18 protein-coding genes, 3 tRNA genes and 1 pseudogene are annotated in these 26,161 nt (G+C 61.8%); 4 read left to right on the forward strand and 18 right to left on the reverse strand.

Annotation, left to right across the window (positions count from 1 at the left end; all coding sequences use genetic code 11):
• Positions 1-296: 296 nt before the first annotated feature.
• The 10 genes from PSOLE_RS21225 to PSOLE_RS21270 form a co-directional block, all read right to left on the reverse strand.
• Positions 297-2,651, reverse strand: a complete 2,355-nt coding sequence (locus PSOLE_RS21225) for an efflux RND transporter permease subunit (protein WP_074860099.1) — start codon at positions 2,649-2,651, stop codon at positions 297-299.
• Between the two features lie 18 nt (positions 2,652-2,669).
• Positions 2,670-3,749: a WD40/YVTN/BNR-like repeat-containing protein gene (locus PSOLE_RS21230; protein ID WP_074860102.1), complete on the reverse strand. Its 1,080-nt coding sequence runs from the start codon at positions 3,747-3,749 to the stop codon at positions 2,670-2,672.
• 213 nt (positions 3,750-3,962) lie between these two features.
• Positions 3,963-5,333: a DUF1329 domain-containing protein gene (locus tag PSOLE_RS21235; RefSeq protein WP_074860104.1), complete on the reverse strand. Its 1,371-nt coding sequence runs from the start codon at positions 5,331-5,333 to the stop codon at positions 3,963-3,965.
• Positions 5,334-5,401: 68 nt separating this feature from the next.
• Positions 5,402-7,471 (reverse strand): DUF1302 domain-containing protein, encoded by a 2,070-nt coding sequence (locus PSOLE_RS21240; protein WP_074860106.1) that lies wholly within the window; start codon positions 7,469-7,471, stop codon positions 5,402-5,404.
• A gap of 616 nt (positions 7,472-8,087) precedes the next feature.
• Positions 8,088-10,745 (reverse strand): aminopeptidase N, encoded by a 2,658-nt coding sequence (gene pepN / locus PSOLE_RS21245; protein ID WP_074860109.1) that lies wholly within the window; start codon positions 10,743-10,745, stop codon positions 8,088-8,090.
• A 51-nt stretch (positions 10,746-10,796) separates the two neighbouring features.
• Positions 10,797-11,633, reverse strand: a complete 837-nt coding sequence (locus tag PSOLE_RS21250; RefSeq protein WP_064495962.1) for a DUF2797 domain-containing protein — start codon at positions 11,631-11,633, stop codon at positions 10,797-10,799.
• The gene (locus PSOLE_RS21255) at positions 11,633-11,896 is read right to left on the reverse strand and encodes a YeaC family protein (RefSeq protein ID WP_017679055.1); all 264 of its coding nucleotides are present in this window, start codon (positions 11,894-11,896) and stop codon (positions 11,633-11,635) included. The genes PSOLE_RS21250 and PSOLE_RS21255 overlap by 1 nt, the downstream gene beginning before the upstream one ends.
• A 90-nt stretch (positions 11,897-11,986) precedes the next feature.
• Positions 11,987-12,847, reverse strand: coding sequence for a rhomboid family intramembrane serine protease (locus tag PSOLE_RS21260; RefSeq protein WP_074860111.1), 861 nt, complete (start codon positions 12,845-12,847; stop codon positions 11,987-11,989).
• Positions 12,844-13,818, reverse strand: coding sequence for a metallophosphoesterase (locus PSOLE_RS21265; RefSeq protein ID WP_074860114.1), 975 nt, complete (start codon positions 13,816-13,818; stop codon positions 12,844-12,846). The genes PSOLE_RS21260 and PSOLE_RS21265 overlap by 4 nt, the downstream gene beginning before the upstream one ends.
• On the reverse strand, positions 13,819-14,706 hold the full coding sequence (locus PSOLE_RS21270) for an NAD(+) kinase (protein ID WP_074860116.1): 888 nt from the start codon (positions 14,704-14,706) through the stop codon (positions 13,819-13,821). It abuts the gene before it with no gap.
• Between the two features lie 97 nt (positions 14,707-14,803).
• Between PSOLE_RS21270 and PSOLE_RS21275 the strand changes: the two genes are divergently transcribed.
• Positions 14,804-15,736 (forward strand): DUF1853 family protein, encoded by a 933-nt coding sequence (locus tag PSOLE_RS21275; protein WP_074860118.1) that lies wholly within the window; start codon positions 14,804-14,806, stop codon positions 15,734-15,736.
• 80 nt (positions 15,737-15,816) lie between these two features.
• Here PSOLE_RS21275 and PSOLE_RS21280 read toward each other — a convergent pair whose 3' ends face one another.
• From PSOLE_RS21280 to PSOLE_RS21290, 3 genes are read right to left on the reverse strand one after another with little or no spacing between them, the layout of a single operon-like run.
• Positions 15,817-16,926: a cyclic nucleotide-binding domain-containing protein gene (locus PSOLE_RS21280; RefSeq protein ID WP_074860120.1), complete on the reverse strand. Its 1,110-nt coding sequence runs from the start codon at positions 16,924-16,926 to the stop codon at positions 15,817-15,819.
• 22 nt (positions 16,927-16,948) lie between these two features.
• On the reverse strand, positions 16,949-17,890 hold the full coding sequence (locus PSOLE_RS21285; protein WP_074860122.1) for a 1-aminocyclopropane-1-carboxylate deaminase/D-cysteine desulfhydrase: 942 nt from the start codon (positions 17,888-17,890) through the stop codon (positions 16,949-16,951).
• A 2-nt stretch (positions 17,891-17,892) separates the two neighbouring features.
• On the reverse strand, positions 17,893-19,260 hold the full coding sequence (locus tag PSOLE_RS21290; protein WP_074860124.1) for a coiled-coil domain-containing protein: 1,368 nt from the start codon (positions 19,258-19,260) through the stop codon (positions 17,893-17,895).
• Between the two features lie 868 nt (positions 19,261-20,128).
• Here PSOLE_RS21290 and PSOLE_RS21295 point away from each other — a divergent pair.
• Positions 20,129-20,335, forward strand: a pseudogene (locus PSOLE_RS21295) (TAXI family TRAP transporter solute-binding subunit); the annotation flags it as partial.
• A 232-nt stretch (positions 20,336-20,567) separates the two neighbouring features.
• Here the strand turns inward: PSOLE_RS21295 and PSOLE_RS21300 are convergent.
• Both PSOLE_RS21300 and PSOLE_RS21305 read right to left on the reverse strand, forming a co-directional pair.
• Positions 20,568-20,999: a nuclear transport factor 2 family protein gene (locus tag PSOLE_RS21300; RefSeq protein WP_003461489.1), complete on the reverse strand. Its 432-nt coding sequence runs from the start codon at positions 20,997-20,999 to the stop codon at positions 20,568-20,570.
• Between the two features lie 63 nt (positions 21,000-21,062).
• Entirely contained in the window at positions 21,063-23,096 is a 2,034-nt protein-coding gene (locus PSOLE_RS21305; RefSeq protein ID WP_074860138.1) for an NADPH-dependent 2,4-dienoyl-CoA reductase, read from the reverse strand.
• Positions 23,097-23,297: 201 nt separating this feature from the next.
• On the opposite strand from PSOLE_RS21305, the gene PSOLE_RS21310 reads away from it, so the two are divergent.
• Both PSOLE_RS21310 and PSOLE_RS21315 read left to right on the forward strand, forming a co-directional pair.
• Positions 23,298-24,323, forward strand: a complete 1,026-nt coding sequence (locus PSOLE_RS21310) for a carbon-nitrogen hydrolase family protein (RefSeq protein WP_003461491.1) — start codon at positions 23,298-23,300, stop codon at positions 24,321-24,323.
• Positions 24,314-25,405 (forward strand): AraC family transcriptional regulator, encoded by a 1,092-nt coding sequence (locus PSOLE_RS21315; protein WP_074860126.1) that lies wholly within the window; start codon positions 24,314-24,316, stop codon positions 25,403-25,405. The genes PSOLE_RS21310 and PSOLE_RS21315 overlap by 10 nt, the downstream gene beginning before the upstream one ends.
• 193 nt (positions 25,406-25,598) lie before the next feature.
• Here PSOLE_RS21315 and PSOLE_RS21320 read toward each other — a convergent pair.
• The 3 genes from PSOLE_RS21320 to PSOLE_RS21330 all read right to left on the reverse strand — a co-directional run bounded on the left by PSOLE_RS21320 (position 25,599) and on the right by PSOLE_RS21330 (position 25,971).
• Positions 25,599-25,675, reverse strand: a tRNA-Asp gene (locus tag PSOLE_RS21320).
• Between the two features lie 108 nt (positions 25,676-25,783).
• Positions 25,784-25,860, reverse strand: a tRNA-Asp gene (locus PSOLE_RS21325).
• A gap of 35 nt (positions 25,861-25,895) precedes the next feature.
• Positions 25,896-25,971 (reverse strand) — tRNA-Val (locus PSOLE_RS21330).
• Positions 25,972-26,161: the final 190 nt, after the last annotated feature.

The following is a 26,161-nucleotide window of genomic DNA, read 5'->3' on the forward strand; positions in this document are numbered from 1 at the left end:
TATCGGGCTTTGGCGATTATGGCCACCTCACCCCGCTGCGCCGCCTCATCCGCTTCCTGTTCGTCAGGCCAGCATTTTGCCTCGGGCTTCCTTCAGATTCGCAGTCGCCCGCGACACCCTTGCCTTCAGCTAACACTTCCCCTTGCCGGGTGTGTAGAGGACTTTCACCTCCAAGTCGTCCGGTTCACCACCACAGTGAACCGAACAGCGCCAGTCACGGCGCTACGCGCCATGCCTGGCGCACCCATAAAAAACCGCGGCCCAAGGGCCGCGGTTTTCGTTCTACGCGATAGGCATCAAGCTTTGGCGCGCAGCTTCTCCGGGTTGATCAGGAAGCGGGCCAGTGCCGGCAGCAGCCAGATCGCACCGATCATGTTCCACAGGAACATGAAGGTCAGCATCAAGCCCATATCGGCCTGGAACTTGATCGCCGAGAAGATCCAGGTCGCCACACCGATGGCCAGGCAGACGCCGGTGAACAGCACCGCCTTGCCGGTGGACTTGAGCGTCTCGTAGTAGGCGTCCTGCAGCGACAGCCCCTGACGCAGGTAGGTCTCCAGACGGCTGTAGATGTAGATGCCGTAGTCGACACCGATACCCACACCCAGGGCGATCACCGGCAGGGTGGCCACCTTGACGCCGATGCCCATGAAGGCCATCAGCGCGTTACCCAGCACCGAGGTCAGCACCAGCGGCAGGATCACGCACAGGGTCGCAGCCAGCGAACGGAAGGTCAGCAGGCACATGATGCTCACCGCCGCGTAGACCGCGATCAGCATGGTGGTCTCGGACGCCGCGATCACCTCGTTGGTGGCCGCTTCGATACCCGCGTTACCGGCAGCCAGCACCACCTGCAGCTCGTCGGTGTTGTGCTGCGCGGCGAACTCTTCGGCGGCAGCCACGGCACGCGACAGGGTCTCGGCCTTGTGGTCCTCGAGGAAGATCAGCACCGGCGCTACCGAACAGTTGGCGTTGTACAGACCTTCGGCACGGGCGATGGAGTTGTTCAGCACGTCCTGGTTACGCGACAGCGTTTCCCATTTCAGGTTGCCCTCGTTCATGCCCTTGATCATCTGCTTGGACACGGTGACCATGGAGATGGCGGACTGCACACCCTTGGTGTTCTCCATCTTCCACATCAGCTCGTCCATGGCGGACAGTGCTTCATAGGTGGAGCAACCCTCGCTAGGCGTCTTGATCATCACCACCAGCACATCGGAGCTGGTCGAGTAGTTGCGGATGACGAAGTCGTTGTCCAGGTTGTAGCGCGAATCCGGATGCAGTTCCGGCGCGCCCTGGTCGAGGTCGCCGATCTTCAGGTTCTGCCCGTACCAGACGCCGCCGGCCAGTGCCACCACGGCGATGACCACGGAAATCGGCGCAACCATCGGGTGAGCGAAGTTGGAAATTGCGCGCCAGATCGGGTGATCCTTGGCGGCTTCCTCACGGCTCTTCTTCACCGCACGCTTGCCGATGCCGATGTAGGAAATCAGTACCGGCAGCAGGATCAGGTTGGTCAGGATGATCACCGCCACGCCCATCGAGGCGCCGATGGCCAGTTCGCGGATCACCCCGATATCGATCAGCAGCAGCGTGACGAAACCGACGGCATCGGACAGCAGCGCCACCAACCCCGGAATGAACAGCTGGCGGAAGGCCATGCGCGCGGCGGACAGAGCATCAGTCGCCTCGCCCGAGGCCATGGCGATACCGTTGATCTTCTGCACCCCGTGAGAGATACCGATGGCGAACACCAGGAACGGCACCAGCATCGAGTAGGGATCGAGACCGAAGCCCAGAGTGTGCAGCAGGCCAAGCTGCCAGATCACGGCGATCAGGGTGGTGATCACCACGGCCAGGGTGCTCTTGAAGCAGTGGGTGAACCACAGCAGCAGCACGAAGGTGATGCCGATGGCGACGGCAAAGAACAGCGCCACGCCCACCAGGCCATCGATCAGGTCGCCGACCTTCTTGGCGAAGCCGATGATATGCACCTTGATGTTGGGATTCTGCGCTTCGTACTTCTCGCGAATCTTCTCTTCCAGCTCGTGAGAGAACTGTTGGTAGTCCAGCTTGATCAGCTTGCTCTGATCGTTCGGGTCCGGGTAGGACTCGAGCAGCGGAATATCGACGATGCTGGACTTGAAGTTGTTCGCCACCAGGCGCCCGATCTGACCCGACTTGAGGATGTTGCTGCGCAGCTCCTCGAGGCTGTCGGCTGAACCGTCGTAGGTCTGCGGAATCACCTCACCCCCCGCGAAGCCCTCTTCGGTCACTTCGGTCCAGCGCACGCTCGGGCTCCATAGCGACTTGAGACCGGAACGGTCGACGCCGGGAATGTAGAACACCTCGTCGTGGATCTGACGCAGGGTCTCCATGTACTCCTTGCTGAAGATGTCGCCATCGGTGGCCTCCACCGCGATCCGCACGGTATTACCCAGGTTGGCCAGGTCGTTACGGTGCTCGAGCATCTTCTGGATGTAGGGGTGGCCCAGCGGAATCATTTTCTCGAAGCTGGTCTGCGGGCGTACCTGCGCAGCCTGATAGAACAGGAAGATGCTGATCAGCAGGCAGATCAGGATTACCGCCGGGCGGTTGTTGAAAATCAGCCGCTCAAGGAAGGAGGCGGGCTGTTGTTGATGCTTGGTCATGCAAAGGCTCCCGGCTTGTTATTGTTGGCCCAGATCGGCGCCAGTCGAGGCGGCGAGGTGAACGCCGCCCTGCCCCACCAGGATCAGGTTGCCGTTATCCAGTGCAGTTACACCGGCCAGCGAAAGACGGTCAGGGCGGTTGATGAGACTGAACGTCTGGCCGTGATCAGTGCTGCGCAGCACGGTACCGCCATGCCCCACAACCGCAATGCTGCCGTCGCGCAACAAGGTGCCATCGGCAAGGCCAAATTCCAGCGGGCCATTATTTGGCGTGTGGAGGGTGATCTGCTGCCAGCTGTCTCCGAAATCGGCGGAACGGAATAGATGACCACGCAGGCCGTAAACCAGCAGCGTGCCGGCTTCGTCGGTGCCCAGCGCGCCGAACAACGAACCCTCGTAGGGTTTATTTTCGACGGTCTCCCAGGTTTCACCCCAGTCGCGCGAACGGAACATGCCACCCAGCTCGCCGACGATGAACAGACCAGCATCCTTCACCGCGGTGATGGCATTGAGATGATAGGCATCTTCATTATCGAGACGATCGCTGACGTCTTCCCAGTTCTCGCCACCATCGGTGGTTTCCAGCAGAGCACCGTAGGCACCCACGGCGTAACCGGTCTCGAGATCCTTGAACCAGATATCCAGCAGCGGCGCTTCGCGCTCCAGATCTTCGAACTGTTTGGTCCAGGTCAGGCCGCCGTCGGTGGTGGCAAGAATCTGCGCATCGTGACCGACGACCCAGCCATGCTTGGCATCGACGAAGAAAAGGGAGGTCAGCATCTGCCGCGTAGGCACCTTGGCCTGCTGCCAGCTTTGTCCCTGATCGTTGGAATAGAGAATGTGGCCACGGTCGCCCACGGCAACCAGGCGCTCACCGGTGTTGACCACATCGAGCAGCAGGCTATGCACGGCCTTGGGCGACTCGATGGCGTAACCGGCGTCAGCCGCAGCCGAGGTCTCGGCCTGCAAGGGTGCGGCAGCGAAAGCCAGAATGGAAAGCACACTGCACAGCGAGAGCGCTTTAGCCAGCGGCGAATGGACACGGAGCGCCGATTTGCGCGCCTGTTTGGGCGCCAGACCGGACTGGGTGCGCCGCATGACGGGCTCACTCATATACCTTCCCCCTTTCTTGTTATAGGCGGTACTGCTGATTAGCAGGCTGCCCATCCTAGCGAGCTTCGGAAAGCCCTGACAATTGGCGTGACGTTATGTTTTGTTAAGGCAGAACCCGCGTGATAGAAGCCTATTCGCCAAGCTGATACGAAAAGGCCGCTACTACCGTAGCGGCCTTCGCGTGAGACTACACGACTATTATCGAGTGCCGCGGCGACGCAGGGCAGCCGGTTTGAAATAACCGTCGTCCGGAACCGCCTGGGTGAAGTCGATGGTGTTGTTCTCTTCGTTGTCCAGGTTCTGCACGTGGTAACGGCGCGCCTGCAGATCGTGGAACACATCGAGTGCAGACCAGGTGGTCGGCAGATCGTAGTAGTTCTTCAGATAGGCGATGGACACGCGCCACAGCTCACCACGGCCGTCGTACTGATCCACCACCGCAGCCTGCCAGCTGTCCTCGTCGAGGAACAGGGTGCGCTTGGAGTAGATATGGCGGGCGCCGGACTTCAGCGTGCCCTCGACCACCCACACACGGTGCAGCTCGTTACGGGTCAGCGCCGGGTTGAGGTGACCGACCTGCAGCAGATCCTTGTACTTAACCTCGGGGCTGGTGACCTTGTAGTTGTTGTACGGGATGTAGATTTCCTTCTTGCCCACCAGTTTCCAGTCATAGCGATCCGGAGCACCGTTGAACATGTCGGTGTCGTCGGCGGTACGCAGACCGTCAGCCGCGGCGATCGGGGTATCGTAGGCCAGGTTCGGCGCACGACGCACGCGGCGCTGGCCGGCGTTGTAACCCCAGGCCTGACGCGGCTCTTTCACCTGATCGAGGGTTTCATGAACCAGGGTCGCGCCACCGGCCAGACGCGCCGGGCTGGTAGTGAACGACAGGTAATAGAACATGATGTTGTTCAAATCGGCGAACGAGCCGTTCTGCAGGTAGTACTTGAACAGCGCTTCCTGCTGCGAGGTCACCAGCGAATAGGCGCCGTTGCGCTGTACTGCCACTTCCGAGGCACGGCGCACGATGTAGGTGCCACGGTAGCGGGCGATGTGGTTCCACAGCGCCTCGACACCATTTTGCGGAATCGGGAACGGAATACCGCCGTAAGCGTCGATAAAGCCGTTACCACCATCGGCCAGCTTGGCGCTGGTGGCGTTCTTGATGGTGTTGTCATAGACCCACTGCGGCGCGGAGCCGGAGCGGCGGGTCTGGTACACCGGCATCTGATAGGTTTCCGGGTAAGCCTTGAACATGGCGATCTGACCCGGCGTCAGATTGGCCTCGTACTGGCTCAGGTTGGCCGCTGTGATGGTGAACAGCGGCTTGTCGTCCGGGAACGGATTGACGTGGTGCTGGCCCGAGCGGGTGTAACCCGCCGGCGGCTGGGTGATGCCACCGGTCCAGGCCGGGATAGTGCCGGCAGCGTTGCCGGCCTTCTCGGCGCCGAAGGGAGTCAGGGTATCGCCGAGCTTGGCAGCTTCCTGCGGGGAAACGGCAGCCAGCGCAGAACCGGCGGAAAATGCCAGTGCAACGGCTACGGCCATCAGCCTGTGCTTGTTCAGCATGGGTAATTCTCCATGAAGAGTCGTGACGGGCGCCCGCAAGCGCCCGGCGTTCTTTCCGATTTTGGTTATTAGAAGGAGTACTTGACGTTGACGCCGATATTGTCGCGATCACGCGCACCGTTGTTCTGGCCAGCGCCGTAGAACTCGGTGTACTGGATCTCGGCTTCCAGGCTGTTCAGATAGCTGGCGCGCATACCGACGGTGTAAGCCTTGCGACCTTCGATAAAGTTGCCGGTCTGGTGCGAGTTGCCTTCGAAGTCGTGCTTGAACACGGCGAAGGGCGACAGATTTACGCCGGCGTAAACGTCGTTCCAGGTGCCGGAGAGCACCAGGGTGTAGCCGTAGGCGTTCTTGTTGACCTGGTCGTCGCGACCATAACCAGACGCATCGGAGCCATTACCTCGACCAGAATAATAAAGCTCCCTGCCTTGAAAGTTTCTGTATTTCAGATTGTCACCACGTAGGTGCTCCGAGGCCAACTCAGCCACGCCGAACAACGAATCGAAGCCCAGGCTCGGTCCGAAGTTGTAGATTGTGCCCAGGGAGGTGTTGAACGCCTCGACGCGGGTGTAGTTGTGAATCTGGTCGCCTAGCTGAACTTGCTGACCACCAACATTGACCACACCACCGCTGGCTAGTTGAGGTGCTTGAACCAACAAATCACGCAACAGGTCATTAGTAGCAGCGATACCAATCGGCAGGTTCGGACGGTAGGACAGCTCACCGAATACAGAGGCGTTGCCGACGGTGGTATTGAAACTGAAGCCGTACATGCGGATGTCTTCGGCATATTCGCGACGCGCATTGACCTGGTTGGCTACGTCGATAGTGGCCAGACCACCTACTGCTTGAGACAGTGAGGAGGTAGGATTTGCCAAACCACCTGCCACCTGCCCAGGAATGGCAGCTAAAGCTCCGCCAATAACGGCGTCAGCTCCTGGGTTACCAGTACTACCGCCACCCAAAACTTGATTGATTTGCTGCTGAGTGAAGCCTGCTTGAATCAGCCCCTGAATCGTCTGCCCAGTTACCACTCCCGCAGCAACGTCACCTAGATCAAGCCCTTGGTACGCACCCAAATCTGCGTAAATAGTCGGCTCTTTGGCATGGTAGTTGACGAAGTAGAAACCAAATTCGGTCGAGTTCAACTCTTCAGCGATATAACGGAACGCGACACCAAACTGACCGTCGTTCTTGGCATTGATATCCGGACCAACGCTGGCCACCTTGATGTTGCCGCTGCCGTCAACGGTACGACCGCCTTGCAGACCACCGATACCCGCAGCGCTTAAGCCGGAATACAGGCCACCCAGGGGAATAAGCGCAGTTTGAGTCGAATAGGCAGTATTACCGCCGTCCGCGAACAGATCGGTCTCGGAGAAGTAGGTACCCACCGGGTCGATGGCGGTTTCTTTCCAGTTCCACTGGTAGAAGGCCTCCATGGAAAGATTGTCAGTCAGGCCGACGTTGAAGCTCAGCGCCTCGACAGGCACCAGCACTTCCTTCACTTCAGAACCTGGCAAACGGAATTTGGCAGCATCGACCGGGTTGGTGGTGTTTACGCCGTTGCGGTAGTACAGACCTTCACCCCAGTTGAAAACCTGCTTACCGAAACGACCGGAGACCGGCATGTTGGCCACGTCCCAGTTGCCATAGACGTAGGCGTCAAGAATCTGCGCGTCACGACCAGCCTTGTGGCGGGTTTCACGTGTGAAGGTGTTATCGCGCGGATAGCTTTGGCTCGGCTGAGCCGGAGTGTTGGCGTCATAGTAATCGTTGCGCTTGTCCATGATCTGGGTGTCATAGAAAGCGGTACCGCGAACGAATACACCATAGTTCTGGTAAGAAGCCTCCAGATCGGTAGTGATCTTGAACACTTCGGAAACCAGGCCGGTATCGAAATTGCGATTGCCGTCGTTGGTGTTGATATCGTCGTTGGTCTTGTCCTGGCCCTGTACGCGCCACAGTTGACCGTAGGAGATGGTGGTATCGAGGGAGCCGGTGATTTCGTTATCGGCGAAGCTGAACTCCACCGCATGAGCCTGGGCGGCGACCAGCAACGGCAGAACACCAGCGAACGCAAAGCCGGCCTTGGCCGGGGCAAAACGTAGAACGGGCTTGCGGGACTTAATTTCCATCGAGACTCACTCCGTGGACAGATCATTCTTTTGAGCGATCCCGAATCCGGGTCGCGATATGCCGTACTGGCGACGGCTTGTGTTTTTATTTTGTAGCGACGTGTTCCAACGACCAGCGAGAGCTTGCACGCGGTCAAGTCCTGCTCGGCACTGCAACCATGGTGCCAATTCAAACAGTTGTATCAGCGCAAACAGGCGTGGGAGAGCCGCTGAGTGGTTTCTTTTCGTGACTGATCAGCCACTGACCAAAAGACCAGAAAAAGTGGCGCACTTTGTCCTACGATCCGACGCTTTATGCCAATCACCACGCGCCTCGCAGCGCAGTTGGGTGATGAATATCACCTCGCTGTCAAGCGACGAAGCCCGAACTTAAGCGTGCAAAGGCATAACGGACTGCATGCATATTTCATTGGGTAACAAAAAAGTGTTACCAACCAGAGGTCGGTAACACTTTTTTTGTGGAGCAAAACCCGTTTCAGGCTTAAAGCCAACCAGTCAAGCGTCGACGTACCGAGTGTGTAGGAGCGGCGCCTCGCCGCGAACCTGAAAAGCTTCGCCCCGGGGCGGGGCTCCTACGAAACACAGCTTCCGTAGCCTTACCTAAGCGGCATCAGCCTTAGGCCAGGCTCTTGCTCACCACTTCATAGACATCGCTGGACAGCTCACCGGAGGCGAGGATGCGCTCCAGCTCGGCCTTCATCAGTGCCTGACGCGCCGCACCGTATTTGCGCCAGCGGGTCAGCGGAGCCAGCAGGCGCGAAGCGATCTGCGGGTTGAGCGCATTGAGGGTGATCACCTGGTCGGCAAGAAAGCGGTAGCCCGCCCCGTCGGCGCGGTGAAAGTTGATCAGGTTCTGGTTGGCGAAAGCGCCGATCAGCGCACGCACCTTGTTCGGATTCTTCAGGGTGAAGGCTTCGTGCTGCATCAACGCATGCACACGCTCCAGACCACCCGGCAGCGGGCAACCGGCCTGCACGCTGAACCACTGATCCATGACCAGCGGGTTGTCCTTGAAGAAGTCGGCGAACATGGCCAGGGCCTTACCCTGCTCTTCCTGGAACGGCGAGTTGACCAGCACAGCCAGCGCGGCAAGGCGCTCGGTCATGTTGTCGGCGTTGTCGAACTGATCGACGCAAGCCGCCAGCACTTCAGGCTTCTCGCTGAGCATCAGGTAGGACAGCGCGATGTTCTGCAGGCTGCGACGGGCGAAGTGCGCCGCCTCGGCCACGTAAGGCGTGACCTTGGAGACTTCACGGTTGGCCTGGTAGCGCGCCCACAGTGGAGCGAACAGCGCGTCAGCCAGCGCCTTGCGAGCGAACTCGCGCGCGGCGTGGATGGCCTCGACATCCGCCACCTCACTGATTTCGGTGAGATAGGCCTCGCCCGGCAGCGACAGCATCTCGGCGACCATGGCCTGATCCAGCGACTCGTCTTCAAGCAGGGTGCGCAGCGCGGTGACCAGACGCTGATCCAGCACCAGGGCTTCACCACGCTGGTGCTGGCCAATCAGTTCCTGCAGTACCTGCACGGACAGCTGCTGGCCGGCTTCCCAGCGGTTGAAGCCGTCGCTGTCGTGCTGCATGAGGAACATCAGTTGGTCACGGCTGTAGGGGAAGTGCAGCTTGACCGGGGCGCTGAAGCCGCGCAGCAAGGAGGGCAACGGTTTCTCGGTGACGCCCTCGAAGGTGAAGGTCTGCTCGGCTTCAGTCACCGACAAAACGCGACTGGTGCCCTGCGCCGCGCTTTCGCCCTGCAGGCGCAGCGGCAGCTCATTGCCCTGGGCATCGAGCAGGCCGAGCGCCACTGGAATCACGAACGGCAGCTTTTCGCTCTGCCCCGGCGTGGCCGGGCAGCTCTGGCGGAAGGTCAGGCTGTAGGTCTGCGCCGCCTCGTCATAGGCTTCGCTGACGTCGAGACGTGGCGTGCCGGCCTGGGTGTACCAGCGCTTGAACTGGGTCAGGTCAATGCCGCTGGCATCTTCCATGGCCTTGACGAAATCGTCGCAGGTCACGGCCTGGCCGTCGTGACGCTCGAAGTACAGGTCCGAGCCCTTGCGGAATAGCTCCGGCCCGAGCAGGGTGTGAATCATGCGCAGTACTTCGGCACCCTTCTCGTAGATGGTCAGGGTGTAGAAGTTGGAGATTTCCATGTACGCGTCCGGGCGCACCGGGTGAGCCATGGGGCCGGCGTCCTCGGCGAACTGGTGAGTGCGCAGGTAGGCCACGTCTTCAATGCGCTTGACGGTACGCGAGTGAGTGTCGGCAGAGAACTCGCTGTCGCGGAATACGGTGAAGCCTTCCTTGAGCGACAGCTGGAACCAGTCGCGGCAGGTCACGCGGTTGCCCGACCAGTTGTGGAAGTACTCGTGTGCCACCACCGCCTCGACGCGCTGATGGGCAGCGTCGGTGGCGGTCTCGGCCTTGGCCAGCACGCAGCTGGAGTTGAAGATGTTGAGGCCCTTGTTCTCCATGGCGCCCATGTTGAAGTCGTTGACCGCGACGATCATGAAAATGTCCAGGTCGTACTCGCGGCCGTAGACCTCCTCGTCCCACTTCATCGAGCGCTTGAGGCTGTCCATGGCGTGCTGCACCTTGTCGATGTTCTCCGGCTCGACGTAGATGCGCAGCGCCACTTCCCGACTGCTCATGGTGGTGAAGCTGTCCTCCACACACCAGAGATCACCGGCGACCAGGGCGAACAGGTAGGCCGGCTTCTTGAACGGGTCTTCCCAGGTGGCCCAATGACGACCGCCCTCCTCACTGCCGCTGGCAATCGGGTTACCGTTGGACAGCAGCACCGGGTAGGCATGCTGTTCGGCGCTGACCGTGGTGGTGAACTTGCTCATCACGTCCGGGCGGTCGAGGTAGAAGGTGATCTTGCGAAAGCCCTCGGCCTCGCACTGGGTGCAGAACATCGTGCCGGACTTGTACAGGCCCTCCAGCGCAGTGTTGCTTTCCGGGTGAATGCGCACACTGCTGTCGACCACGAAACGTTCCTGCGTCGGCTGCAGGGTCAGGTGGCTGTCGGTCAGCGTATAGTCGCCCTCGCCCAGCTCGCGGTCATCGAGCTTGAGCTCCAGCAGTTCAAGCTGCTGACCATCCAGCACCAGTTTCGGCAGGCCAGCGCCGGCGGCAGGGTTGCGACGCATGACCAGTTGCGCGTGCACCAGGCTGTGATCCTCGAACAACTCGAAGGTCAGGTGGGTCTCGTCGATCAGGTAGTCGGGAACCTGATAGTCCTTCAGATAAATGGTCTTGGATTGTTCGGTGCGCATGGCTCTTGGCCTCTCGTCTGCGGCGCCCCGGGCGCCGGTGGCAATCGGGTGTCAGGCGGCAATCTCGTGGATGGCCAACTGATAGGCGGTGTACTTGCGGATATTGATCACGCCGGTGTCGAACATCAGGTACTGGCCCTTGATACCGAGCAGAGTACCTTCGGCCAGGGGCTGCTTGTCCAGGTTGAAGCTGGTGATCTTGGCCGGGTAGGCCTCGATGGGGTAACGAATCTCCAGCACTTCGGCTGCGCTCAGCGGCTGAATGGCTTGCAGGCCGAAGCGCTGCTGCAGCTCGGTGATGCCCGAACCGCAGCTATCGAACAGTTGCTCGCGAATCGCCAGCAGATCGACCGGCACGGCATCGCCCTTGAGCAGCGCGCGCCAGTTGGTCTTGTCCGCCACCTGGCTACGCAACAGGTCCTCGACGAAACCGGACTGCTGCCGGGTGGCCACGCGCAGGATGGGCAGCGCCTGGGTCGCACCCTGGTCGATCCAGCGCGTCGGCACCTGACTGGCACGGGTGATGCCGACCTTCACGCCGCTGGAGTTGGCCAGGTAGACGATGTGATCGGTCATGCAGAACTGCTCGCCCCAGCTCGGCTCGCGGCAAGTGCCTGCATCGTAATGACACTTCTCCGGGCTCATGATGCAGACGTCGCACTGCGCCAGCTTCTGCATGCAGGGGTAGCAATAACCCTGGCTGAAGCTGGTCTTGGTCTTGCGTCCGCAGTGCGTGCAATGGATGGCGCCGAGGTATTCCAGGCGCAGGTGCTTGCCCACCAGCGGGTTGACCGGTACTTCTTCGTCGCCCAGGCGGAAAGCGTATTGCACCGGTGCGTCCAGGTGCGCCTTCATCTTGCTCAGCGAGCCACGTCCCAATTCACTCATCAGTGCAGGGTATCCGAGGACTTGAACAGCAGGTTGGGTACCGGCTCGGATTTGCTGCTGCATTCCTGAGGGCCCATGTAACCAGTGCGCTCTTCCTCCGGCAGGTTCTGCATTTCCCAGGCGATCATCGCCTGCAGGCTCAGCTCTTTCTGTTCCTGAGTCAGCTTGCGGCCGTCCGGCCATTTACCGATTTCCACGGCCAGCTTGAGGCTTTCGTAGATTTCCGGGGTGATGTTTTCAATCGCATCGAGAAAGGACGACATACAGGTCTCCAGATAAATCGTAGGGCGGGTGAAACCCGCCGAAACACAGAGCTGGCGGGTTGCACCCGCCCTACAGGTCAAAAAGTCGAATCAAGCGCTACGTCGGGCCAGCATACTGCCAAGCAGCCCGGTCAGGCAGCCGGTGAGCAAGCCGCCGACGTGCGCGGCGTTGGCGATGGCGCCGAACTGCAACAACTCGAAGATGCCGGTCATGCAGATCAGCAGCCAGGCCAGCATCATCACCAGCACGCCGGGCGGCAGACGATAGGCAGCATTCGGTGCCAGACGCTGGTAAATCCAGCAATGCCCGAGCAAGCCATAAAGCACACCGGACAGCCCGCCGAACAACGACGGCCCGGCCCACCAGTATTGGGCGAAATTCGACGTCAGGCCGAACAACAGGGTCAGCCCGAGCAGGCCGATGGCCCCCTGGCGAAATTCGATGCGCCGCCCCAGTTCCCAGTACCACAGGCTGTTCATCGCCAGGTGCAGCCAGCCGAAGTGAATCAGCATCGGCGTGATCAGGCGCCACCACTGACCGCTGCCCAAAGTGGCATCCAGATAGGTCAGATAGATGCGCTCACCGTCGATACGAAAATCGACGAAGCTCAGCCAGCGGATAGTGGAAAAATTCTCGCCCGCCAAGGTCACGGCAAAGACGATGAAGGTCGCCAGCAGCACCAGTGCCGTAACCGGACTGCGCCGCAACTGCGTGAAGAAGCTGTCCCGCACCGGCGCAGCGCTTGCCGGCACTTCTCCGCCAGCATAGCCCTGCGGGTGACGCGCATAGAGGTCGCGCACTTGCTCGGCAAGCTGCTCATCTGGCACCCAGAGCACCTGCTGCCCGCCCTCTTCCGCCACCCGGTGCGGCACGTTCAAGCGCCGCAACAGGCCAACAAAGCCGCTCAAGTCGGTATCCAGCGGCAAGCGCAGCACTTCTACTGCCGTCATCGCGGCGCCTCCTGCGGGTCGACATCGACCCAGACGAATTTATCAGCATCCAGGCGTATTTCCTGGTCCAGGCGATAAGCCACCAGGCGGCCACCGACCACCGCGCTGTAATCCAGGCAGGCCAGGTTGGGCCTGATCGGCGCCGGCTTGCCACGTCGCCAGTAGTGACCGACGAACAGCAGCGGCTCATGCGCGCCGTACCTGAGCAGCTCGTCCTTCTGCAGTTCGGTCAACGGCGTCTGCGCCGCCAGCTCCGGCAAGGCATCGGGCTGGAAGACGATATCGCCATAAGTCTTCGGGTCCTCCTCCCAGAACTTGGTGCGGAAGTACGAGCGGGTGAAGCCATCGCCGCTGGTCAGGGTCAGACCATGCGGCAGACGCATGTCGGTCCCGCGTAACAGGCGATCGAGCGCCATGTTGGCGAAACTGCCGGGCACCGCCGAGGCCTGCAGGAAATGTTCGTCGATGCAGCCATCGGGGAATTGCGCCTTAAGCGGCGTGATCAACTCATCATCCCAGCAGGCGTGCACCACGCGGAAGCGCCCGGCATCGATGAACAGCGGCATCTCGTAGAACCAGTGCAGGAACTCGCGCCACTCCTGCGGATGATCCTCGAACTGCGCCAATGTCTCGCGCATCAGGCGCTGGTGGCGCGGGCTGTGTTCGCGCACGTACTGTCGTCCGCTGCCTGGCGGTGCCGGCGTGCTCCAGCCCAGCGCGTTGAACTCGTGATTGCCCATGATGCACAGCGCCTGGCCGGCGCGGACCATGTCATACACCAGATGCAGGGTTTCGCGGATGCCCGGGCCGCGGTCGACCAGGTCACCGAGGAAGATCACCATGCGCGTTGGATGGCACCAGACGCCACCCTGGCGGCTGTAACCCAGCCGTTCAAGCAAGCGTTCGAGGGTTTGCGCACAACCGTGGATATCACCGATCAGGTCATAGCCACGATGGGGGTCGAGGGACATTCAGTCCTGCCCTCCCAGGCGGCTGCCCCATCCAAGCTTGGTGCGGCAGACCTCATAGTAGTTGTGATCCAGCGGGTGGATCAGGCGCAGCTTCTGCGCCTTCTTGGCCACATGCAGGGTATCGCCCGGCGCGCAGGTGAAATGATTCTGGCCGTCACAGGAGACCTGCGGATAAATGGTCATATCCGGCGACACCACCACCTTCAGCTCACTGTGCCCGTCAACCACGATGGGCCGGCTGGACAGGGTGTGTGGGTACATAGGCACGACCACGATGGCATCGAGCTTGGGATGCATGATAGGCCCGCCAGCGGACAGCGCATAAGCGGTAGACCCCGTGGGCGTGGCGACGATCAGGCCGTCGGCCTTCTGGCTGCAGACGAACTGGCCATCGATGTACAGCTCAAACTCGATCATCCGCGTCGACTTGCCGGGGTGCAGCACCACGTCGTTGAGCGCATCGCCCTGGCCGATGGCCTCGCCCTGGCGGCGCACTTCGGCCTCGAGCAGAAAGCGGTTCTCGGTCAGGTACTGCCCTTCGAGCACCTGCGCCACTTTCAGCTCCAGCTCATCGGGGCGGATATCGGTGAGAAAGCCCAGGCTGCCACGGTTGATCCCCAGCACCGGAACCTTGTGTCGCGCCAGGGCACGTGCCGCGCCGAGCATGCTGCCGTCACCGCCGACGACGATCACCAGGTCGCAGACCTCACCCAGCATCTTGCGCGAGGAGGTCTGCAAACCGTGGCCGGGCAATACATCGGCGATGGTGTCTTCGAGAATCACATGCAGGTGGCGGTCGAGCAGAAAGCGCTTGAGCCGACGCACGGTTTCCAACACCCGCGTACTGCCCAGACGCCCGATGATGCCAACATTGCGAAATTGCTCCATGGGACTCCCGCCAGACAGATAACAAACGATGAGGGATTATCGGCCAAAGCTCTGGCCGGCAGCAAACCGCCTCTGTTACTGCGCTATGCTCGGGGCCATGAGCAATCCCGAACTGTTGCATGACCTGATGCTTGAGCTGCGCACCCCGGCGGTGCGCGATCTGGCCTGGGCACTGCTCTCGCCCGCCTTGCTGGCCAACACCACACCGGCCCAGCGTCATCCGCTGCAAGCCAGTTGCTGGATGCAGCAACCACCACAACTGGCCGACTGGCTTGCGCAACAGGACAAGGATGCCGGCCCCCTGCACGCCTGGCTGACGGCAAAACCGCTGCGCCGTCTCGGTCTCTATTACGAGCGCCTGTGGCAATACGCGCTGCATGCCGCACCAGACATAGACGTGGTCGCTGCCAATCTGCCGATTCGCCAGAACGGTCAGACCTTGGGCGAGCTGGATCTGTTGTTGCGCGATGACGAAGGCGAGCACCACCTGGAGCTGGCGGTGAAGTTCTACCTGGGCACGGGTGGCGGCGACGCCGCTGACTGGCTGGGCCCGGGCAGCCAGGACCGGCTCGACCTGAAACTGGGCCACCTCACGCAACACCAATTGCCCCTGTCTGCGCGCCGCGAGGCACGCGCGACCTTGGAGGAGCTGCAGTTGGGCGATACTCGGTCCGCCTTCTGGCTCGGCGGCTACCTGTTCTACCCCTGGCCTGGTGATTGCTCATCACCTCGCGGTGCGGCGCCCGAGCACTGCCAAGGCCGTTGGCTACGCCAGCGCGACTGGGGTACGTTCGCCGCGACCAAACCAGACGCTCGCTGGCAACCCTTGCCGCGATTGGCCTGGCTCGCACCCGCGCTGATAAAGACTGGCGAGGCCTGGCCCGCAGACACCTTCCAGCAATGGCTGAAGCTGTTACGACCGGACGCTCAGGCGCAGCTGCTGGTGCGCCTGGAGGAAGATCACGCCGGGGATTGGCGAGAGGTCGAACGAATCTTTCTGGTCAACGATCAGTGGCCGGCGCAGTCGTAGCCCGATGCAATCCGGGATGCTGCTACCGGCAATCCGCGGGCGTCACCCACCTCGTTGATAGGCCGCAGGGCCAGCGCCAATCAACGGCTACGCTCGGTACGCCCGCCGGAACGCGCCAGATACCCCGCCCCGCTTTCACACAGCAGCGCATCACGCTGCACCGCCGGCAGGACGTCCAGGCCTCCGCGCAAGGCATAAACGCTGTAACCCAGTTGCGAGAGCAGAAACACTGCACTGCTGCTGCGCTTGCCGCTATCGCAATAGCACAGGTAGGTACGTGAGCGATCCAGCAGGCGCGCCTTGAGGCGCAACAGCTGCAGCGGCATATGCAGCGCTTGCGGCGCGTGCGCCTTCTCGTACTCTTCCTGCAGCCGCACATCCAGCCACTGCGCGCCCTGTGTCAGCAACCTGGCGCCCTCGCCCAGCGACACCTCGGCCACGACTGGAGCCTTGAGCAGGGCAAAGAAATCCTGACGATCCAGGCGCAACACACTGCCCGCCTCGACCATGGTCACCGTGGCATTGCGTGGCCGATCAGCAAGCAGCGCTTCTTCACCGAAACAGGCGCCCACCTCTAGCTCCGCCAGCACCTGGTGATCACTGCCGGCGCCGCGAATCACCTCGGCGCGGCCACTTTCCAGGAAGTAGCAACAATCGCCGGTAGCGCCTTCTTCAAGCACCTGACTGCCAGCAGCCAGCTCGACCCTCTGCAGCCGCGCCAGCATGTTCTGCACGTTGGCTGGCGGCACCTTGGCAATTAGCGGGTTTTCCAGCAGTCGCTCCAGCCATTCGATATCGGCGCCACTGTGTTGCAATGCCAGTAACAGATCCTGATGCGCCAGACGCCAGGTCAACAGGCGATCGAGCGTGGCACTGTCGATCATCAGCACGCTGATATCGGTCAAGGCGCGAGCGTCATGCAACCGTGGCAGGCCGGGTGACACCGGGTGACAGCTGATCTCGCTGCCGGCCTGCAACGTCTGCGTCCTGCCCGCGGCATCCTGCAGCTGCAACTCGCCGGCCAGCAGATAGCAGGTCAGGCGCGCCTGATCCCCCTGACGAAACAGCAGTTGCCCGGCCAGCAGCGGCTGCGGCACCAACTGGCTACGCAACTCGCGCCACTGCTGCGCGGAAAGCGCGTTGAGCGGCGTCAGGCTGCGCAGTTGTTCGGGGGTAAGGGGTTCGCTCATGAGGATTTCCAGGCTCCGCTGGTCAGACCTGAGTGTAGTCGGCACTAGCGCCCATCAACACCCGACGCCCTTGCAAGCCGCCAGTATGAATGAATATCAGCCGACTGCCGCGCGCAAGTTGACCGCGCTTGCAGAAATCGCGCAGCGCCATCAGCGCCTTGCCGGTATACACAGGCTCCAGCGGCACAGCGCTGGCCTGCTCGGTTTCCAGGATGAACTGGCGCAGTGGCTCGTCGAGCCGGGCAAAACCGCCGCGCGCGGCGTCGATCAGTTGGTAGCGCCGCTCCGACGCCCCGGCCTCGTCCAGCAGCCCGGCGACCTGAGTGGCGACGCCGTGATCGCTCGGTACCGCCTGCGCGCCGAACACGCGGCGCCGAACATCACCCAGCAGCACACCGGCCAGGGTGGTGCCGGTCCCCGTAGCCAGCCACCAGGCATCGAAATCAGACCAGCCGATATCGGCCAACTGCGCTTCGGCCATCGCCACCAGACAGCTGCAGCCACTAGCGCCCTGAAGGCCCAGGCCGCCCTCGCCGATTACCTGGAAACCCGGATAGCGGGCGAGCCAGGGCGCCCAGAAGTCCGGCTGATGCCGCGCACGGTAGCCGCCGTAACCCAGCCAGTGCAGCGTCATGCCCATGCGCTGCAGATCATCGACGGTCGGGGTCTGCTGCGCTTCACCACGCAACAGACCGACGCAGGCGAAACCGAAACGCCGGCCCGCCGCCGCCAGCGCATGCAAATGATTGGAGTGCGCTCCCCCCAGGCTGATCACCCCCTGCGCGCCGGCCGCAGCGGCCTGCTCAAGATAGGGCGCGAGCTTGAACCACTTGTTGCCGGACAGCAGGGGGTCGACAAGATCCAGGCGCAGGCAGGCGAGCTCGACGCCGGCAGCCTCGAGCCAGTCCAGTTGCAGAGGTTGTAGCGGCGCCCGCGGGCGCCAGGTGGGAATCCGTATTGGCAAGGTCAGCTGACAGTGCGCAGACGACTACTCGCCTTGTGCCGCGCGCAGCAGTTCGAATCACCCAGGGTGAAACGGCTGGGCGTATCGACACGATCGATGGGAATGGCACAGCGCTCCCCACTGGGCAAGGATGCGTCGCAGCTGGGCTGCTGATAATGCGCCAACCAGTGCCGATACTGCTCTTCGGAAACGAAGCATTTGCCAGCGGCGTAGGCCATGGGATTGTCCTGATAGCGGGCGACATCCTGCAGGGGAATGGTCAGGTGCCCGGCGCCGGGATGGTACACCACGAACACCACGCCAAGCTTGGCCAGACGATCCAGCACCTGATCACCGCCCTGACTGGCGAATGCATCGCGCTCACGCTTGAGGCGTTCGATTTCCGCTTGCAACTGGGCATCCAGCTCGTTGCGATAGGCCAGTTCGACGTCGCGTATGGCAATCTGTTCCTTGTACTCCGCCACGGCCGCAGCGACCTTGGCGCGCATTTCACCATCGTACTGCGCCCGCAGGATATCGCCCTCGGTACGACCATGACGCTCCAGGGCACGCAGTTGTTGAGTCATTTCCTCACGGCTGCTCTGGAAACTTTCGGCCTGGGCGGCCAGTTGCGCCTTGAGGTTGGCGTTGAGCTCCTCCTGCTGGCGCAGCGCCTGATGCAGTCCATGGATCTGCGCCTGCAGATTCTTGCTCTGCTCCTCGCTGGCCAGTTTGAACTTGGCCAGCTCGTCTTCGTGCTGCTGGGTCAGGCTGGTGATGCGCAGACGCTGCTGCTGAATCAGTTGTGCGGTCTTGGCGCGGTGCTCCTGGTCCATTTTCTGCGCCAACTGCTCGGCCACTTCCTTGGCCGGATCGGGCGCATACCATTTGTCTTCGGAGGCCACCTGCAAACGCTCGGCAACCACCGCCTGAGCACTGTCGTCCTCGATCAGCAGCCCAAGCTGATTGCGCTTGACTGCATCGCGCAGCAATACCAGGTCATTCTGAGCGAGCGCCAGGCTGGGGTCCCAAAGGTGCATCTGATGCCAGGAAACCGGACACTGACTGCGACAGGCCAGACGAATCGGCCCAGCGCCAAGATCCGGACCACGGCCGGCACGCTCGGCCAGATGTTGTAGAGGAATATTCCAGCCCTTGTCGGGGCGGCCGTCTTCGTCGAAATCCAGAAAGAAGAACACCGCAGCCCTGACCAGCAGCCGCGGATTGATCACCACGAACACCGCACGCATCTGCTCGTCGGCGAACTCGGGCATGTTCACCACGCCGTCGAGCAAAGCCTCGAACTCAGGGAACATCATCTGTTTGCAGATACCGCGTTCACTGAAGAACATCACGGCTTCCACCATCTGCGGCTTGTTCTGCATGCTCATTGAGGACCCTCTGGACCAACCGGGAATACGTCGCGTGACAGCGCAGCGCAGACTCTGCACCGATATCGTCCTTGATACCTCGAGCAAGTCTAGGGGAAAACCCAACCACAGCAATGTGACTGGGTTGGCACTCACTCTGCGAGCCAGCCCAAATAGGCCACTGCTTGGCGCAAAAATGTGACCAGACCGGAAAGTACGAAAGCTGCCAGCGGTCCGGTCCGCCGGGATGAGTAACAGCCTGCCCAACACAACTCTATCGGCGGATTCTTGCTTTTCACCCCTGCCTCACAAGCGGAATCTTGCCTATTTCAGCCCGTAGCATTGGGCTCATCCGCTCTAGAGCTTGTCGCCGCTGAAGCGCCTCCCACGGTTTGCGGTGCTCCACAATTCAGCGCGTTGGGCGGGTGCAACCCGCCATCGCCATTCTGGCGGGTTGCACCCGCCCTACGATGTATCGGTCACCTGTGAATTGAAGAGGGGAGGCAAGCCGTGCTGGCTCAGTGTTAGGGGCTTCAGCCGCGACTGCTGTAGAGCGGTGATCCGACAACCTGGCACGTCACCTGCTCTGGCACGTACAAGCTCGCGCGCCTGTCGCGCGGCCGGACTGATAAAAAAGACAAGAGGTCAGCCATGTTCTGCTATCACCTCACTGCCAACCCCTCATCGTTCAATCCGCTTCGCGAGTGCCTATTCCGGCGCCAGAAGACTGCCTGCACAGCACTGCCGCGTCCTTAGCTAAAAATAACAACAACGGAGAATTCCCATGCACTTAGCCAAGCGCCTTGGCCTGTTCGCCGCTGCCGCGATTTTGGCCAGTAGTCCCAACGCTCACGCCAATCCAACCTCGATCAACATCCTTACCGGCGGTATCGGCAGCAGCGCCTATCAGTCGGGCACCATTCCTGGCGGCACCTACAAAGGCCAGGCCAGCGACGTGACGACGGCGACCATCACCAACGTTCTGGTCAGCCAGACCAGCGTTTCCGACGCCGTGGCCTATCAGATGACCAAGCTGCTCTTCGAGAACCTCGACCGATTGGCCGATGCGCATCCAGCCGCCAGGGACATTAGGCTCTGCACGAAAAGTGCCTGCGCTCGGTGATGCTTCGTTAAAAACGGGTTCGGAATGCTCATTTACAGCTCGTAAACTCCGCTTCCTCACCCGTTTTTGCCTCGCCTGACCTTCGCTCGACGACTTTTCGTACAAACCCTGGGCTGGAGCGAGCCACCAGTGGTCTGCCGATTCCGCTGCACCCAGGCGCCGAGCGCTTTTACCGAGAAGTGGACGTTCTCATGTAGAGCGCCGCTCAGCCTTTGGCTGCGGCGAGAAAAGGCGCCAGGCGCTGCGCCATCTCGGCACCGAGCGCCTGCAGCCCACTCATCGGGCGCACCATCACCTCGAACTCGACGATTAGCCCCGAATCGTCGAAACGAATCATGTCGATTCCTTTCAACTCGCGCCCACCAACCTTCGCGGAAAACTCCAGCACCACATTGAGGCCATCGGCGGTGGCCAGTTCACGGTGATAGGCGAAGTCCTCGAATACCTTGAGCACAGTATTGAGGATCATATTGACCACCTGCGCTCCCGGATACGGGGTGTGTGCCATCGGTGAGCGGAACACCGCCTGTGGGTGCAGCAACTCAGGCAAGGCGCTCAGATCCTTGGCGGCGACGAATTGGTGCCAGCGCTCGAGGCTGGCTGCAGCGGCAGGTTGCAGCAGGGCATTGAGAGACACCGGCTCCTCCTTGTTGTTTTCAGGCCAGATAGCAAACGCCCCGCACTAGGCGGGGCGTCATCATTACAGCTCAGCAGCCAGACGCGAGCCCTGGTTGATCGCCCGCTTGGCGTCGAGCTCGGCGGCGACATCCGCGCCACCAACCAGGTGCACGCGCTGGCCAGCGCTCTCCAGACCTTCCTGCAGCTCGCGCAGCGGGTCCTGGCCAGCGCAGACGATCACGGTATCGACTGGCAGCACCTGCTCCTCGCCACCAGCAATGCGGATATGCAGGCCGGCATCGTCGATCTGCACGTACTCGACGCTGTTGAGCATCTGCACGTTCTTGTTCTTCAGGCCGGTGCGGTGAATCCAGCCGGTGGTCTTGCCCAGGCCATCGCCGACCTTGGACTTCTTGCGCTGCAGCAGGAAGACCTGACGCGCCGCCGGGTGCGGATGCGCCTTGACGCCCGCCACGCCACCACGCGCTTCAAGCGCGGTATCGATGCCCCATTCCTTCCAGAACTCGTCACGGTCGAGGCTGGTGGCCTTGCCCTGATGGGTGATGAATTCGGACACGTCGAAACCGATGCCGCCGGCACCGATCACCGCGACCTTCTGCCCGACCGGCTTGCGCTCGAGAATCGCGTCCAGGTAGCTGATCACCTTGGCATGCTCGATTCCCGGAATATCCGGCGTACGCGGGGTAATGCCGGTGGCCAGGATGATTTCGTCAAAGCCGCCCGCCACCAGGTCGTCCACCGACACACGGGTATTCAGGCGCACGTCGACGCCCGTGGTTTCCAGCTTGCGCTTGAAGTAACGCAGGGTCTCGAAGAACTCCTCCTTGCCCGGCACGCGCTTGGCCACGTTGAACTGGCCGCCGATCTCGCTGGCCGAATCGAACAGGGTCACGCTATGGCCACGTTCGGCGGCGACGGTGGAAGCGGCCAGGCCAGCCGGGCCGGCACCGACCACGGCGATCTTCTTCACCGTGGTGGTGGGGATGTAGTTCAGCTCGGTCTCATGGCAAGCACGCGGGTTGACCAGGCAGCTGGTCAACTTGCCGCCGAAAGTGTGATCCAGACAGGCCTGGTTGCAGCCGATGCAGGTGTTGATCTCGTCCGCGCGGCCTTCGGCGGCCTTGTTGACGAAGTCCGGGTCGGCGAGGAACGGGCGCGCCATCGACACCATGTCGGCATCGCCCTCGGCCAGCACCTGCTCGGCCACTTCCGGGGTATTGATGCGGTTGGTGGTGATCAGCGGGATCGACACCTCGCCCCTGAGCTTGGCGGTGACCTTGGTGAAGGCCGCGCGCGGCACCTTGGTGGCAATGGTAGGAATACGCGCTTCGTGCCAACCGATGCCGGTGTTGATCAGGGTAGCGCCCGCCTTTTCGATGGCCTTGGCCAGCAGCACGATCTCGTCCCAGGTGCTGCCACCCTCGACCAGATCGAGCATCGACAGGCGATAGATGATGATGAAGTTCGGCCCCACCGCCTCGCGCACGCGGCGGACGATTTCCACCGGCAGGCGCATACGATTCTCGTAACTGCCGCCCCAGCGGTCGGTACGGTGGTTGGTGTGGGCGACCAGGAACTGGTTGATGAAATAACCTTCCGAGCCCATTACCTCGACGCCGTCATAACCGGCCTGTTGGGCCAGCGCAGCGCAATTGACGAAGTCGGCAATCTGCTTCTCGATGCCCTCCTCGTCCAGCTCACGCGGCTTGAACGGATTGATCGGCGCCTGGATGGCGCTCGGCGCAACGGATTTGGGGCTGTAGGCATAACGCCCGGCATGCAGAATCTGCATGCAGATCTTGCCGCCGGCCTCATGCACGGCCTGGGTGACGACCTTGTGCTTCTCGGCCTCTTCCACCGTGCTCAGCTTGGCTGCGCCGGAATACACGCCGCCCTCCTCGTTCGGGCCGATGCCGCCGGTGACCATCAGGCCAACGCCGCCACGGGCACGCTCGGCGAAATAGGCCGCCATGCGCTCGAAGCCGCCCGGCTTCTCTTCCAGACCAGTGTGCATGGAGCCCATCAGCGTGCGGTTGCTCAGCGTGGTGAAGCCGAGGTCGAGCGGGGCCAGCAGGTGCGGGTAACGAGCAGTCATGGAATTCTCCACATCGCGGTGCAGTTCACGGATTGCCGCGGTCTCATGGTCACGCGGTCGGTTATGGAGCCAGACGATAAAGAGGCTGCCAACCATGCTCAATGATCAAAACTAACAAGATAATGATCAAAACTAGCAATAGAGGTTGGCAGCACGGCTCGACCGACCTAACCTGCACCGCAACCAAACCGAAAAAAACCAATGCGCCTACTGATCACCCTTCTGCTCGCGCTCGCACTGCTGACCGGTCTCGGCAGCTACGCCCACTGGATCGCGCAGCGTCCCAGCAGCCACTATCTGTCCGACCTGCGCAGCCAGGTCGCGCTCGATATCGGCGAGCCCGGCCCGCGCGGTAACCTGCTGGGCATCCAGCCTGAGCTGTTCCCAGCGGACTACCAGAGCCTCGCCCGTCTGCGCCTGAAGCTGGCCGCCTACCTGGATCACGCCCGCGAGCAGGGCATGCTCAACGAACGTACCGTCGTCGTGCTGCCCGAACATATCGGCACCTGGCTGCTCGCCGTCGGCGAGAAGGAAGAGCTCTACCACGCCGCCGAGCGCCGTCAGGCCATGCACTGGCTGGCGGCGAGTAATCCACTGGACTTTCTCGGCGCACTGCTCAGTGCTGGAAGCGACGCGCGCCTGGACGACGCCATGTTGCGTACCAAGGCCAAGGCCATGGCGCGCGACTATCAGCAGCTGTTTGGCGATCTGGCCCGCGATTACCAGATCACCCTGGTTGCAGGCTCGATCGTTCTGCCCGAGCCTCGTATAGAACGGGGTCGCCTCGAAGTCGGTCGCGGGCCGCTGTACAACGTCAGCCTGGTATTCGATCAGGCCGGTAACCCGCTCGGCCAGCCACAACGCCACGCCTTCAGTGCAGGCGCGCTGACGACCGAAACAACCGGCGCCGTGCAAGTGTTGGAGACCCCGGCCGGCCGCCTCGGCGTGCTACTCGGCGGTGACATGCAGCAGTTGCGCCAGGCAACGACGGCTGGCGACGAAACCATCGAGCTCTTGGCAATGCCCAGCGATCTGGACAGCCAGGCGGACGACGCCGAGTTTGGTGATCAACTGCAGACCCATGGCATTCGCGCCGGGCTGAAAGTCCATCTGCGCGGTCGATTGTGGGAGCGTAGCGGTCAGTCCCAGGCGCTCGCCTTCGATGCCGGACGCAGCGAACGAGGCGCCAGCGAGCGCGGCGCGCAACTGATCAATCTATGGCTATAAAAGCATCACGCGTTCGCCTCGGCGATCTCTCCGTCGGCTTCACCCAGGCGCTGGCCGACGCACTGCGCGAACAGGGTCAGCCCCCCGAACCCCTGCTCGAGCAGTTCGGTCTGGATGCCGCACGCCTGAACGAGCCGCGCGCACGCCTGTCGATCCCGCGCTTCATGCGCCTTGGCCATAGCGCCATTGCCCTGTGCGACAACCCCGCCCTGGGCCTGGAGATGGGCCGTCACAGCCGCCTCAGCCAGGTTGGCCTGGCCGGCATCTGCGCCGCGCAGGCGCCTGATCTGCGCGAAGCGGCACGCACCCTGACCCGCTTCGAGCCGTTGTACGCCGCCAACTATCGCGGCCGTTCGGGCTTCAGCGAGGATGCGCGCGGCGCCTGGCTGCATTTCTATTCCATCAGCCCCTACAACGCCTACAACCGTTTCGTGGTGGACTCGGTGCTGGCCGGCTGGCAGACCAACCTGAGCCAGGTGGTCGACCGATCCATCACCGCGGAAAAGGTCGAGATCGAATTTCCTGCACCGGACTACGGCGAACGCTACGAAGCGCTGTTCGGCTGCCCCGTCGAGTTCAGCGCTGGCGCCAATCGCCTGCGCCTGAGCAGCGAAACCCTGGCCCTGCGCAATCCACAGCATTGCCCTGGCACCTGGCGGCACCTGCTGGAGCTGTGTGAACGAGAGCTCGATCAACTGACCCGCACGCGCAGCCTGCGCGAACAGGTCATCCAGCTACTCGGCCCACTGTTGCACGGCCACGAGCCGGATCTGCAGGAAGTGGCGCGCAGCCTGCATCTGCCGAGCTGGACGCTGCGGCGCAAGCTGGCCGAGGAAGGCACGCAATTTCGCACCATCCTCAACGACACCCGCCGCGACCTGGCCACGGCCTATATCCGCGATACCGAACTGGCCTTTGGCGAGATCGCCTACCTGCTCGGCTTCGCCTCGGCCGAAGCCTTCCAGCGCGCCTTCAAGCGCTGGCTCGGGCAGACGCCGGGCGATTACCGCCGCACACAGCGCAGGGCCAGCGGCGCAGCTCAGAGTTCGGTGGCGTCGTCGTCCACATCGGGCATGTCCTGACTGAGGACGTCGCGCTCGAGCAGTTCTTCCTGATAGTCATCCATCGGGCATTCTCCTGGGGCATTTCATCTTTCGTCAGCAAGCTACGTTGCCAGTGTGAAGACAAGATGACGAAAAGCCGCAGGGCGATTGATTACCTCGGATCACAGGCAATAAAAAACCCGTCGATCGTGCGATCGACGGGTTTCGTATATGGCGCAGCGGACGGGACTCGAACCCGCGACCCCCGGCGTGACAGGCCGGTATTCTAACCGACTGAACTACCGCTGCGTGTCGGTTGGACTTGCGTCCAAAGAACTCTTGAAACTCTGTTGCATCTGATGGCGCCCTTGCGGGCTTTGCCATCTCAAATCGACAAGGTGCCGATCTGGGAAATAATGGCGCAGCGGACGGGACTCGAACCCGCGACCCCCGGCGTGACAGGCCGGTATTCTAACCGACTGAACTACCGCTGCGCGTCGGTGGACTTTCGTCCTTCTCTCTAAGGCTATGGTGGGTGATGACGGGATCGAACCGCCGACCCTCTGCTTGTAAGGCAGATGCTCTCCCGGCTGAGCTAATCACCCATGTGCCTTAGCGAGGCGCGCACTTTATGCAGGCGGCGATGCTAAGTCAACACCCCGCTTGAATTTTTTCTGAAAAAGGCGGGGTCACCGCCTGATGCCTGGCAGTTACACGTCGCCGCTGCGAATGCGTAGGAGCGGCGCCCCGCCGCGAACCGGGGCGATGCGCCATTGAAAAGCTTCGCCCCGGGGC

This window comes from Pseudomonas oleovorans subsp. oleovorans (assembly GCF_002197815.1).
Taxonomy (GTDB): Bacteria; Pseudomonadota; Gammaproteobacteria; order Pseudomonadales; family Pseudomonadaceae; genus Aquipseudomonas; species Aquipseudomonas oleovorans.